Origin of the sequence: Rhodococcus sovatensis (genome assembly GCF_037327425.1) — a bacterium.
GTDB classification, from domain to species: Bacteria; Actinomycetota; Actinomycetes; order Mycobacteriales; family Mycobacteriaceae; genus Rhodococcoides; species Rhodococcoides sovatense.
This window is the reverse complement of record NZ_CP147846.1, coordinates 1840352-1853286: the sequence shown is the minus strand read 5'-3', so window position 1 is coordinate 1853286 and position 12935 is coordinate 1840352. Positions and strand designations below refer to the sequence as shown.

Sequence of the window (12935 nt, the reverse complement as noted above, 5' to 3'; positions counted from 1 at the left end):
ACCCGCCGGATTCGTCGATGACCACCGAGGTCGCGCTCCGTGACCGCCTCATCGCGAAGGTGCTTCGACCGAGCTCACCACCGGTGGCATGGGGAATCATCGCGGCCGCTGCCCTGATTGCCACGGAGATCCTGGTCGTTCTCACGCTCAAACGAATCGCACCCGAAAACGCCTTCGGAGCCGTATTTCTGTTCGGAGTGCTCGTCGTTTCGGCGGGTTGGGGCTTCCGGATGTCGATCGCCACCTCAGTGGCCAGCGCCACCGCATACGCCTACATCCACGTCATCGAGAGCAGCGAGAGCCTCGTTCCTGCCGTCATCGTCTTCCTGGCACTGGCTCTGCTCACCAACACACTCGTCGGTCAATCGAGGCTGCGCGCCATGGAATCCGACCAACGTCGGCGGGAAGCAGACCTGTTGGCGTCGCTGGCGCGCACAATGCTGCGGTCGAACTACAGCCCGAAGATGCTCGACGCAGCTGGGACCCGGTTGTCCGACGTGCTCGACTTGCCCTATGCGGTGTTGGGGCGGGAAACCGCATCGGCTTCACCAGGTCAGAACAAGATTGTTCTGCGAGACGGTGACGTCGCCGTTGGATCCCTGCTCGTGCCGTCGACACTCGAACCGACCGACGATCGCCGGATCCGTCGCCTTGTGCCGTCGCTCGAGGCCTTGCTCGCCGCCGCGCGGGATCGACAGGCAATGCACGAGCAGACCGTCGCGCTCGGTCGCCAACAAGAATCGCTGCGCCGCGTCGCTACTCTCGTCGCACTACGGGCCGAACCGGACGACGTGTTCCCCGCCGTCGCTCACGAGCTCGCCGACGGTCTGGACATCGAGCATGTCTCCGTGGTTCGTTACGACGCAAACGGGTGCTGCACAATCCTCGCCCTGCGCGACGACAACGCGGACGAACACAGTTTGATCGTCGGGGATCGACTGCCGCTCGGTGGACACAACGTAGCCACCCTCGTCGCGACAACCGGCGGGGACGCGGACATCGATTTCACCACTGCAACAGGTGACATAGCTACACGATTGGACGGTCGCGGCATCCATCGGTCCGTCGGCGTCCCCATCGATGTGGACGGCACCATCTGGGGTGCGGTGATCATTGGCGCAACCTCTACCCCTCACCCTGCGGACGAGGGTATTCGCGATCGGTTGAGCGACTTCGCCGACCTTCTCGCAACAGCCATCTACAACCATGAGACTCGGCTCGAGCTCACTCGATCCCGGACCCGCGTGGTCACTGCGGCAGACCAGGCGCGGCGCACCATCGAGCGGGATCTGCACGATGGTGCTCAACAGCGAATAGTGTCTCTGGGCATGGAGTTGCGGGCGGCGCAAGCCGCTGTTCCCGACAATCTAGTCGGGCTGCGAAACAGTCTGGATCGCAGTGTCGAAACCTTGTCGCACGTGCACTCCGACCTACGCGAACTCTCTCGAGGAATCCATCCCGCAATCCTTTCCCGCGGCGGTCTCGCTCCCGCGCTGAAGACGCTCGCGAGGCGCAGCCCCGTCCCGGTGTCGCTGGTCGCCGAGATCCCCACTCGTCTCGACGATTCCATCGAAGTGGCCGCGTATTATGTTGTGGCCGAGGCCTTGACGAACACCGCCAAGTACGCCGACGCTTCGGAAGTCGACATATCCGCACGCGTGACGGATCATGAGCTCGAACTCACTGTGGCCGACGACGGTCGAGGCGGCGCGGACCCGAATTCTGGGTCCGGTTTGATCGGCCTGCAGGATCGAGTTGCAGCCGTCGGGGGTAGCTTGACCATCTCCAGCCCACCCGGCACCGGAACCGTGCTCTCGGTGCGAATCCGCCTCACTACCGGGTAGCAGGTAATGACGCAGCCGGGATCCCCTCCCCCACGTTGGACGCCAGCAGCGACGATTTCGCCTCCGACACGGACGAATGTTCTCGGTACACCCCAGCAGCACACCGAGGCACTCGACAAGCAGGAGACCACCATGCCGTACATCACCACCACCGACGGAACCGACATCTATTACACCGAGCAGGGAACCGGAAAGCCGGTTCTGTTGAGCCACGGTTGGCCTCTGTCTTCGGACGCATGGCAGCTCGAGCTCAAGCTGCTAGCCGACGCCGGCTACCGCGCCATCGCCCACGACCGCCGCGGACACGGCCGTTCGTCGAGGACCTACACCGGCAACGACATGGACACGTACGCCCGCGACCTCGCCGAACTGGTCGAAGCACTCGACCTCCAGGAACTCACGCTCATCGGCCACTCCACGGGAGGCGGCGAAGTGGTGCGCTACGCAGCGCAGCACGGTGGCAGCCGCGTTGCCCGCGTCATCACGGCCGGCGCTGTCCCACCCATCATGCTGAAATCGGAGTCCAACCCGGAGGGCACCCCGATCGAAGCCCTCGACGACATTCGCAACGGCGTCCTCACTGATCGCTCGCAGTTCTACAAGGACCTCGCCGAGCCGTTCTTCGGAGCCAACCGCGACGGTTCGAACATCTCGCAGGGCGCCAAGGACGACTTCTGGCGTCAGGGCATGCTCGTCAATCTGGCCGCTGCCTACGATTGTGTGAAGGCTTTCTCGGAGACCGACTTCACCGAGGATCTGAAGGCGCTCACCGTCCCCATCTTCATCGCGCAGGGTGACGACGACCAGATCGTCCCTATCGCCGCTGCCGCGCTCAAGACAGTGGAACTGGTCAAGGACGGCACGCTGAAGATCTACCCCGGTGCACCGCACGGCATCTACGGCGAGTACCAGAAAGCCTTGGACGCAGACATTCTCGACTTCATCTCGAAGTAGCGCGGCACTGTCCGGGTGGCGATCGATCGGTCGCCACTCGGCCCTCCTCCGGAAGCGAGTGACTTTCATGACCTCCAGACATGTGCGGTCTCTGCTCGACGCGGCCCCGCAACATTCGAGCGAGCTCGGCTCGATCACCAGGCTCACAGCGGAGGACTTTCCCCTGCTGACCGGGTTCACTCCGTCGGATCCGCTGGTCGCGCCGCGAACCAATCCGGTGGATCCCGTGGAGGATCCCGAATCATGAGCGACCTCGCATCGTTCCTCGATCCCACGGTGCCGCCCAGTGGTACGGGCTGTGTCGAATGCAACCTCAGCGGTAGCTGGTGGGTTCACCTACGCCGGTGTGCCAAGTGCGGCCACATCGGGTGCTGCGACGATTCACTCAACCAGCACGCGAGCGGGCACGCCCACACCACTGGGCATCGGGTAATTCAGAGCTTCGAACCCGGCGAGGACTGGTTCTGGGATTACGGATCGAACCAATTTGCCTATGGGGGGCCGACACTCGCGCCCCCTGAATCCCATCCGACCACGCAAACCGTCCCTGGTCCGGCCGAGCGGGTTCCGCGAAACTGGCAACGGCTCCTGGGATAACACGTGTGTTCAGCGCACCCGCCAGGCGAGTAACGAAAGAGGCCAGGATGACATTCTCTGCGACGACATCGGGTTCCGACCCGACGGACACGGTGTCCGCGTGGGCACCTCTGCGCAATACTCTGTACCGCAGCCTGTTCCTCGCGCAGCTCGTATCCAATATCGGTGGCTGGATGCAGACGGTCGGAGCACAGTGGTTCCTGGTCGAGCGCGCGGCATCGACGACCATCATCGCGGCAGTGCAAACCGCCAGCCTTCTGCCTACGCTTCTCTTAGCACTGCTGGCGGGTGCACTGGCCGACGCGCTGGACCGACGAGTACTGCTGATCGTGGTCGGTCTCGGTTCGCTGCTGACCGGAGGAGTACTCACAGCACTCGCGTGGACTGACGCCCTGTCTCCGTGGGGTCTGCTCGCGTGCACGTTCGTCCTGGGATGCTGGTCTTCGCTCGCGGCTCCCGCGTGGCAGGCAATTCAACCAGAACTGGTTCCTCGAGAACAGATTCCAGCCGCGTCGGCATTGGGCGGCGTTACCGTCAACGGAGCACGAGCCATCGGACCTGCGCTCGCCGGCGTCTTGGTTGCCGTAGCTGGACCTACTTTCGTATTCGCCATCAATGCGTTGACGTTCTTGGCCACGGTGGGCGTACTGACCAGGTGGAAGCGCCCCACCCGAGAACACGCCGATCGAGAAAGGCTCACGGAGTCGATCGTCACAGGCATCCGCTATATTCGGTCGGGCCCGATAGTCCGCCGAATCATCCTGCGCTCGGCGCTCTTCGCTTTTCCCGCCTCCGCCTTGTGGGCACTTCTTCCCTCGGCCACATCGTCTGTTCTGCGACTGGGGTCTATCGGGTACGGCATCGTGTTGGGCGTCCTCGGTGTCGGGGCCGTCATCGGCGTGGCAGCCACACCGATGTTGAGGGACCACTTCGGTGCGAACACTCTATTGGCCGGATCTGCCGTGGCCTATGCGGTCGGAATGGCGGCGCTCGCGTGGCTGCCTGTCTGGTTGGTGATTCCGGCACTCATGGTGTCGGGAATAGCATGGATCACAACCCTGACCACGTTGAACGCGTCGATTCAGCTTTCCCTCGCATCGTGGGTGCGGGCTCGCGGAATGTCGATCTATCTGCTCGTGTTCATGGGATCTCAGGCAGTCGGTTCGCTCGCGTGGGGGTGGTTGGCATCGAGAATCGGCATTGTCGATTCACTGGCGCTAGCAGTGGGTGCATTGATGCTCGTGGCTGCGAGTGTGGCGGTGCTGCCGCTGCACCCCGAGACTGGCGTTCTCGACCGTGCGGTTTCGATGGCGTGGCCAACCCCGACAATTGTCTTCGAACCTGAGCCCGATGACGGCCCGATACGGGTCACCGTCACGTACCGCGTCACCGACGACGCCAGAGGGCAGTTCATCCAATCGATGTCCTCGGTTGGCGTGGCGCGTCGACGGACCGGGGCCTACTCGTGGAACTTGTATCGCAGTCTCGACGACGGCGACATGATGGTAGAGCAGTTCACCAGCCCGTCCTGGGGCCAGTATCGGCGGCAACGAGAAGAACGTTGGACCGGTTCCGACCACGAAGCCATCGACAACGCACTGAAGTGCGTGGTCGGCGGATCGACTACGACCGAGACGCACGACATCGCGGTGTCATTGCGAGCGAACACGCGGAGCGTGGCCAGACACAGCTGATCTGGCTCACTAATTGCGCTGTACACGGCTCGGATCAGTCCCCTCAGCTACCGAGCTGAATCTGGGTAAGGACCTTTGCGGTCGGGGGAAAGGAAGCCAACCCGTCGGCGAACGTCGGGTAGACGCCGTTGAGCGCGTAAAACGCAACAACCAGTTCCTTTCCACTCGCCGTCGTCATATACCCGGCCTGCCCGGCGGCGACGAACATCGACTGCATCGCTCCGACATCGGGACGCGCGCTCAATCCACTCTTGACCAATATCTTCCCGTCGTGGTTGATGTCGGGAAGCCCTTCTTTGAGCTTGTCGCCCCACGGCTGGTCGTGGATCCAGGTGAGCCAGCGAACCATCGCCGACGGGGTGGCCGAAGCCGGGTCGGACCCTTCACCGTCGTAGATCTCCACCGTGCCCGGGTCGATGCCGGCCGGTCCGAACTTGTCGATCACCGTCGTCAGACCGTCTTCGCATTCGCGGGATCCAGCCTTGACCGCAAGGAGGCAGAGCAGTGTTTCCGCTCCCCGGTTGTGGCTGATCTTCAGGACGAGTTTGGTCAGAATGCTGGTCGGCGGGGATTCGAGCGAGGCGACCTTGCTTCCGTCGGTGTACGCGGAGTCGGCAGGAAGCGTGCCGGTGGCGTTGTCCAGTGGCGTGTCGATCGTGACGCCCGCGCGTCGGAGCGCCTCGATGAACAGCGCTCGGGCGTAGGCCGCGGGGTCGGGAGCGAAGACGGTCAAATCGAGCTGCTTGGAGTCGACGGGTACGTTGCCGCTCACCACGACGCGGTTTCCGGCTCCGAGTGTGGCCGTCGCCGTGGATGCGCTCCCGGTCGCGCTGGTCACAGCCTCGTTGACCACCTCGTAGAAACCGGTCTGCGGGCGCGTGATCATGGCGATCGGATCGCCCGCATTCGCGCCAGGATCGACCAGAATGTCGAGCAAGTTGTCGTTGACCATGATCGAGGTCACGACTCCTTCTTTGGTCTCGAACGGATCCCACAGCCTGTCGTCGACGAGCACATCGCCTTCGATGGATGTAATCCCCTTGGCGACGACGTCCTTGGCCAGCTTGTCGAGTCCGGCGAGTGGATCGGCTTCGACGGGTTGTGAGGTCGGGATCGCGTAGGCATAGATATGGTCGTCGGGATCGATGTACTGCAAGTCCCCGTCGAGCACTCCCCGACTGCCCAAGATGAAGTCGCCGGCGCCGACGAGCACCAGGTCGCCCGTGAGAGTGGAGCCGTCGCGCGCGCCGACGGAATAGACCGGTGTTTCGAGCGTCGAATCCGCGGCGAACTCGTCGAGATACGTACCTGTGCTGAATAGTTTGGTCGTAGAACCGAGAAAGTTGAGAGTGTTCTCGTTGCTCGCATAGAGAGTGTCACCGCTGCCGAGCTCGACGGCGTTCCAATGCCACGATCCGTGAGTGAACGGTGCAGAATTCACCACTGCGAGTGCGTCGTCGGGCAATTCCCCTGATGTCGTCGAGTCGCCCGATCCACACGCAGCGAGTATCAGCACGCCGGACATGAAGGCTGAACCGAACAACCGCGAACGGAAGCGGAATTTTGCCGAATGTCCTGCTCTGTAACGGTTCACTGAACGTACAGGCAACATGGTCGACTTCCTTTCGGCAGGAAATCTGACAATACGCCTGTTTGACCACGTCAGAGGCGGTTCCGAGGCGTCGAGGCATCGACGACAGCTTCGAAGGTGTCCACCGCCAGCTCGATCACTTCGTCGAGTTCGAGGCCGGGAGTATCGAAGTATGCATCTGCCGTCCTATCGAGAAAGCCGGTCCATCCCGAGATTGCCGCACCTTGCAGCGAGGACAGAGGATCCGGCAGGCCTGCCAAGGCCGCGACCTGTCGTGCGCCGTCGACCCTGGCCTCTCGGACGGCATGTTCGACGACTGAATCGCCGAGCTCACCTTCGCGGACGACGCGGATGTACAGGGCGCGATGGCGCTCGAGAAACTCGATGTGGCGGCGCACGAAACCCTCGATGCGATCTCTGACGGAGAGCTCACCGTCTTCGGGCTCCTGAGATTCGGCCAACTTGGTCAGTACGTCGGCCAGGGCTGCTGCCACCAGGCCTTGTTTGTCGGTGAAGTAATAGAACAGCAACCCGTGAGCTACGCCTGCTCGGCGCGTGATCGCACCTGCGCTGATGTCGACGCTGTTGCCTTCGGACAGCAGTTCGATAGCTGCGTCGATCAACGCCTGGCGCCGATCTCGCCTGGGACGGGCGCGGCGTGACCGCTCTGCACCGTGGGATGCGTTCGTCGACACCGATCCGACTGTAGTGCACGAGAGAAGTCACCTATTGACCTTCGATCAAATTATTGACTGGCAGTCAAAGCAGACGTAGCGTCGGCCACACACAGGTGACCGGATGGAAGGTCGTTCGATGAAAACGACGCAGGAAGCGCACAGTACGACGACGCCGCGGGTGGCACCGGACTACATCGCCCACTGGGTGGTGAAGTCCGCCCGAACCAAGGAGATGGTGAGTTGGTACGGCACGGTCTTCGGTGCCGAGATCGCTTACCAGGATGACGGGATCACCTTCTTGACCTGGGACGACGAGTCGCATCGTCTGGCAATCATTGCCGTGCCCAAGCCGGTGCGGTTCCTCTTCCCTTTGGCCAAGTTCAGGCGCAAGGCATACGGGATCGACCACATCGCGTTGACTTTCGTCTCGCTCGAACGGCTCCTCGAGAACTACGTACGACTCAAGCGTCTGGGCATTGTCCCGGTGTGGTCCATCAACCACGGGCCCACTATCTCGCTCTACTACGAGGATCCTGACGGGATTCGCCTCGAGTTCCAGGTCGAGAACTTCGACCCCGACAACACCGCAGCGTTCTTCTTCACCGAAGAGTTCGCGAAGAACCCGATCGGCGTCAACATCGACCCCGACTACCTGCTCAGCCAGCTACGCAACGGCGTGCCCCACGAACAACTTCGTCGGCGGGAAGCAGGCACTCGGCCAGGGCATCCGGTGATCGCGAACAAGAACACCATCACGCCGAAAACTCTGTGATCGAAGTAGTCCGTGAACGAACAAGGGGGAGAAATACTCACATGCCAGTCAACGTAGTCCGCACAGCCGACGGTTGGTGGCGTCTCGATGGCGACCGCGCAATACGCATCGACACCGCGGCCCAGACCACCGGACAGCTGCTCGCCGAGCGCGAGGCCATCACTGCCGCGTCGGGCCCCGGCACGAGTGTCGCCGAACTCGAGCTCGTCTCTCCCATCACTGCCCCGTGCCGGGTGGTGGCGCAGCTGCTCAACTATCGGTCGCATGCCATCGACGCCGGGTCCGACGCGAAGACTCTGCAGCCCACATTCTTCCGTAAGTCGTCGGCCTCGATCAGTGGACCCAACGATCCCATCAGACAGCCACCTGAGGTCGCTTTGCTCGATTACGAGATCGAGTTGGGGATCGTGGTCGGAGCAGAGATTCCGATCGGAACCACGGTCACCGACGACACGCTGTCGAAGTACGTCGCTGGGTTGGTGGTGGCCAACGACGTTTCTGCACGTGAGATCCAGCTGACCAAAGTGCAGGTCTACGAGAGCAAGTCGTATCCCACGTTCACGCCACTCGGTCCGCGGTTGGTGCTCCTCGACAACGACGAACTGCGCCGAATTCCCGAGTTGCACATGAGCCTGGCCGTCAACGGAGAATCGCGTCAGGATCAGACGATCGGCAACGACCTGATCACGCCGCCTGCAGAAGCGCTCACCAGGTTGGCCCGGTTCCAGAACATGACCGCAGGTGATGTGCTCCTGACCGGCACCCCCATCGGCACCGCCATTTCCGCACCACCGAGGATCGTGCAGAAGGTCGGCGAGTTGATTCCGCCCGCGCTGAAGTGGAAGTTCTTCTTCGCCCGTCAGGCGAAGAACCCCAAGTACCTGTCGGTGGACGACGTCGTGACCGCTGGCATCCGGACCGCCGACGGTGCCATAGATCTGGGCATGCAGAGGACCGTCGTCCGATGACCGCACCCGTCGTCATCGTCGGAGCGGGGCCGGCGGGAGCCACTGCTGCACTTCTGCTGGCTCGCAGAGGGATTCGGAGCGTGGTTCTCGAGCGTCGGGAGAAGCCCCTGTTCCATCCGGCCGCGCATGTCATCAATGCCCGAACGCTCGAGATCTGGAACGAGTACAGCCCGGAGTTGGCGAAGTCGATCGCTGCGATGTCACCGCCGCACGAGACCGTCAACCTGATCAGCTGGTACGGCGCTCTGGCCGAGGACGTGATCGGGTCGATCGACCTGCTCTCGGACCCCGAACGCAAAGCCATCGTCGAGAGCCAGAGCCCCTTCATGGTTTCGCACATCGGCCAGCACATCCTGATGCCTGTGCTGTGGGATGCACTCGAGGCCGAGCCGCTGGTCGAGTTCCGCCGGGGGCTGAGCGTCCAGTCGATCGACTCGACCGCAGACAGTGTTCGTGTCACGGTGCCAGGAGGATCCTCCGAGGTACGGGGCCAGTACGTGCTCGCGTGCGACGGCGCGAACAGTGCGACCCGCGATGCGGCCGGAATCTCTTTGTCCGGGCCGGTGCTGGCGAACATGGGTAGCGCGTTCTTCACGTCGAAGACGCTGTTCCCCGACGATGCTCGCCCGTTGCTGAGTTGGATCTACACTCCCGACCTCTGCGGGGTGCTGATTGCGCACGCCGACCACCGGTACATCCTGATGACGGCGTACCTGCATCCCGACCAGGAGATCGCCCGGGAGAGCCGGCAGTACTGGCTGAAGATGCTGCCGAAGGTGCTGAACGGCAACGACTTCGAGTTGGAATCCACGGGAACATGGGTGATGACGTCGCAGACCGCCGATAGTTTCCGGCGGGGGCGGCTACTACTACTCGGTGATGCTGCACATCGCTTTCCGCACACCGGTGGGTTCGGTCTCAACTCGGGAGTGCAGGACGCTCACAATGTCGCATGGAAGCTCGACGCCGTCCTGTCGGGGACCGCCTCGGATTCACTGCTCGATACCTACGACACCGAACGTCGTCCGGTTGTGGAGAAGTTCGCGGAACAGAGTGTGGCGAACCACTTTCGGATGGATGCCATCGGCAAAAAGGTGGGAATCACCAACGTCATGCTGGCAAAGGCCACTCAGGCGATGGGCCGCGCACCGCTGAACAAGATCCCCGGTCGATTCATCGCCCCTCTCGCGGCCGCGGCAACGCGGAAGCAGATGGGCCGCTCACGAAGGCTGAATCCGCAGATCACCGAATCCGCCCGGTTGCGGCAGCAGATCGCCGACGCCATTCCGCTGCAGGTGGAACACTTCGTGTCCACCGGTTTGCAGTTCGGCTACCTCTACGCCAGTCCACTGATTGCACAGGACCCGTCGGCCAAACCGGCCGAGGATGTGGTCGACTATCTGCCCACGTCCTATCCAGGTGCCCGCCTTCCGCATGCGGTGCTGTCGGTGGACGGGACACTCCTGGACGCGCACAACGCACTCGATCCGAACAAGTTGACACTGTTGACATTTGCCGGTGACGAATGGGTACCGGTGGTCTCCGAGCTCGTCGCTGCCGGTCCTGGGGTGGTTCCTGTCGTAGCTGACGCGCCGACGGGGGCGGACCGCGAACAGCTGGTCGGACTGTACGAGGTCGGAGACGTCGGTGCGGTCCTCGTCCGGCCCGATGGGCATGTCGCTTGGCGTACAAGCAGATCGGCGTCCGAGGCTCGGGAGTCGCTCGCCGAATTCTTACGCTCGCATTGGGGCGGCTACTTCACTGCACCTGCTGCCCAGTGACGTGACGGCGACTGCACGTCGCCGCACTGTCACAGCAGACTCCGCACTGCGTGTTCGAAACCATCGACGTGCGCGAGGGTGAGTTCCGACGCTGTTTCCTCGTCGCCGTCGACGATTGCCCGCAGCAGCGCTTCGTGCTCGCGAACGTGCAGTGCGATATGCGGAAGGCGGTCGATGAACAAGGACCAGATACGCGTGGCATGGGCGTCGAGGCCGATGAGAATATCTTCGAGGTGCGCGTTGCCTGCAGCGTAGTAGATCGCGCGGTGGACCTGGACATCTTTCCGCAGCACGTCTTTCGGATGTTCGTCATCACCGATCCCGGCGACCTCGTCGGCCAAGTGAAGCAGGTTCTCACGAGCATCGGGAGTGGCTGTGCGGGCGGCACGGGCAGAAGCCAGCGGTTCCAAGTGTCGTCGTATCTCGGAGATCGACGAAAGATCCGTCATATCGACCGCCGTCGCAAACGTTCCTCGACGCGGGTACGCCACAACGAGGCGATCTCGTTCGAGGCGCTTGAGCGCCTCACGTACGGGAGTCCTACCATAGCCGAGGTCTGCACCTAGTTTTTCGTCGTTGATCGGATCGCCGGGCTTGATGTCGAGCAGCACGAGCCGTTCCTGAATGATGTCGTAGGCGTGGTCGGCGCTCGTCTTGTCGGTGTCGGTCGCCGCAACAGTCGTTGCCCTCGTCATCGTCATCTCCCCAGGTCCATTTCTTCGCCTCGTCTTGACCCCGCTCCGATCTGACCATACTCTACGGGGAAGTTGATATATCAGTCTACTTTCACTGTTCGCCCAGGAGGGGTTTGATGACTGCCGAAGCGCCCCAGCCTCCCGGTTCGCAATTGCCCGAGCACCCGGACTTCCTTTGGCGAAATCCGCAACCGAAGAAGAACTACGACGTCGTCATCGTCGGCGGTGGCGGCCATGGTCTCGCTACCGCGCACTACCTGGCCAAGAATCACGGCATCACAAGTGTCGCGGTGCTCGAGAAGGGGTGGCTCGCAGGCGGCAATATGGCTCGCAACACCACGTTGATCCGATCGAACTATCTGTGGGACGAGAGCGCGAACATCTACGAGCACTCGCTCAAGCTGTGGGAGGGTCTCGAAGAAGACCTCGACTACCCGATTCTGTTCAGTCAGCGGGGCGTTCTGAACCTCGCACACAGCCTCCAGGATGTCCGCGACAGTGTCCGACGCGTCGAGGCCAACAAGCTCAACGGTATCGACGCCCAGTGGGTCGATCCGGACGAGGTCAAGAAGCTGTGTCCGGTGGTGAACATTTCCGAGGACATCAGGTATCCGGTTCTCGGCGCCACGTACCAACCCCGGGCCGGAATCGCCAAGCACGACTACGTCGTGTGGGGGTTCGCGCGCCGCGCCGACACCGCAGGCATCGACATCATTCAGAATTGCGAAGTGACCGGTTTCGTTACCGACGGCAACACAGTGACCGGCGTGCGTACGACGCGCGGTGACATCGGCGCCGGCCAGGTCGCGTTGTGCGCCGCCGGGCACACCACGACGCTGACCGACATGCTCGGCTTCAAGACCCCTGTTCAGTCGCATCCACTGCAGGCACTGGTATCGGAACTCCTCGAACCCGTACATCCGACGGTGGTCATGTCGAATGCAATCCACGTGTATGTCTCCCAGGCGCACAAGGGTGAACTCGTAATGGGCGCTGGGGTGGATTCGTACAACGGGTATGGACAGCGCGGCGCCTTCCACATCATCGAGCGTCAGATGGCTGCAGCGGTCGAGCTGTTTCCGGTGTTCGCGCGAGCGCACCTACTGCGCACGTGGGGTGGCATCGTCGATGTCTGTCCCGACGCCTCGCCCATCGTCGGCCGGACCCCGTATGACAACCTCTTCCTCAATTGCGGTTGGGGCACAGGCGGTTTCAAGGCAACCCCTGGGGTGGGGTGGTGCCTGGCGGACACCATCGCGAACGACGAACCGCACCCGTACCTAGCGCCGTTCGGCCTCGACAGATTCGTCACCGGTGCCCTCGTCGACGAACACGGCGCCGCCGCCGTCGCGCACTGAGAAG

At 62.6% G+C, this 12935-nt stretch carries 12 protein-coding genes; 9 read left to right on the top strand and 3 right to left on the bottom strand.

Annotated elements, in window-relative coordinates; translation table 11 throughout:
• Nucleotides 1-17: 17 nt before the first annotated feature.
• The 5 genes from WDS16_RS08700 (at nt 18) to WDS16_RS08680 (ending at nt 5089) form a co-directional block, all read left to right on the top strand.
• Nucleotides 18-1844 carry a sensor histidine kinase gene (locus WDS16_RS08700; protein WP_338892039.1) on the top strand — a complete coding sequence of 609 codons (1827 nt, stop codon included), beginning with the start codon at nt 18-20 and terminating at the stop codon, nt 1842-1844.
• A gap of 132 nt (nt 1845-1976) precedes the next feature.
• On the top strand, nt 1977-2798 hold the full coding sequence (locus WDS16_RS08695; RefSeq protein WP_338893301.1) for an alpha/beta hydrolase: 822 nt from the start codon (nt 1977-1979) through the stop codon (nt 2796-2798).
• Nucleotides 2799-2865: 67 nt separating this feature from the next.
• Complete coding sequence (locus WDS16_RS08690; protein ID WP_338892037.1) at nt 2866-3045, top strand: hypothetical protein; 180 nt, start codon at nt 2866-2868, stop codon at nt 3043-3045.
• Nucleotides 3042-3395, top strand: coding sequence for a UBP-type zinc finger domain-containing protein (locus tag WDS16_RS08685; protein ID WP_338892035.1), 354 nt, complete (start codon nt 3042-3044; stop codon nt 3393-3395). Before WDS16_RS08690 ends, WDS16_RS08685 begins: the two co-directional genes overlap by 4 nt.
• Nucleotides 3396-3442: 47 nt before the next feature.
• Nucleotides 3443-5089 carry an MFS transporter gene (locus WDS16_RS08680; RefSeq protein ID WP_338892033.1) on the top strand — a complete coding sequence of 549 codons (1647 nt, stop codon included), beginning with the start codon at nt 3443-3445 and terminating at the stop codon, nt 5087-5089.
• A gap of 43 nt (nt 5090-5132) precedes the next feature.
• Here the strand turns inward: WDS16_RS08680 and dacB are convergent, their stop codons facing one another.
• Nucleotides 5133-6614 carry a D-alanyl-D-alanine carboxypeptidase/D-alanyl-D-alanine endopeptidase gene (gene dacB / locus WDS16_RS08675; RefSeq protein WP_338892031.1) on the bottom strand — a complete coding sequence of 494 codons (1482 nt, stop codon included), beginning with the start codon at nt 6612-6614 and terminating at the stop codon, nt 5133-5135.
• A gap of 137 nt (nt 6615-6751) precedes the next feature.
• Entirely contained in the window at nt 6752-7375 is a 624-nt protein-coding gene (locus WDS16_RS08670; protein ID WP_338892030.1) for a TetR/AcrR family transcriptional regulator, read from the bottom strand.
• A gap of 118 nt (nt 7376-7493) precedes the next feature.
• Here WDS16_RS08670 and WDS16_RS08665 point away from each other — a divergent pair, with 118 nt between their 5' ends.
• From WDS16_RS08665 to WDS16_RS08655, 3 genes are read left to right on the top strand one after another with little or no spacing between them, the layout of a single operon-like run.
• Entirely contained in the window at nt 7494-8129 is a 636-nt protein-coding gene (locus tag WDS16_RS08665; protein ID WP_338892028.1) for a VOC family protein, read from the top strand.
• 41 nt (nt 8130-8170) lie between these two features.
• Nucleotides 8171-9097 (top strand): fumarylacetoacetate hydrolase family protein, encoded by a 927-nt coding sequence (locus WDS16_RS08660; protein ID WP_338892027.1) that lies wholly within the window; start codon nt 8171-8173, stop codon nt 9095-9097.
• Nucleotides 9094-10878, top strand: a complete 1785-nt coding sequence (locus WDS16_RS08655; protein WP_338892026.1) for an FAD-dependent monooxygenase — start codon at nt 9094-9096, stop codon at nt 10876-10878. Before WDS16_RS08660 ends, WDS16_RS08655 begins: the two co-directional genes overlap by 4 nt.
• A gap of 29 nt (nt 10879-10907) precedes the next feature.
• Here WDS16_RS08655 and WDS16_RS08650 read toward each other — a convergent pair whose 3' ends face one another.
• Entirely contained in the window at nt 10908-11573 is a 666-nt protein-coding gene (locus tag WDS16_RS08650; RefSeq protein ID WP_338892025.1) for a GntR family transcriptional regulator, read from the bottom strand.
• A 116-nt stretch (nt 11574-11689) separates the two neighbouring features.
• On the opposite strand from WDS16_RS08650, the gene WDS16_RS08645 reads away from it, so the two are divergent.
• Nucleotides 11690-12931, top strand: coding sequence for a sarcosine oxidase subunit beta family protein (locus tag WDS16_RS08645; protein ID WP_338892024.1), 1242 nt, complete (start codon nt 11690-11692; stop codon nt 12929-12931).
• The last annotated feature ends 4 nt before the right edge of the window (nt 12932-12935 follow it).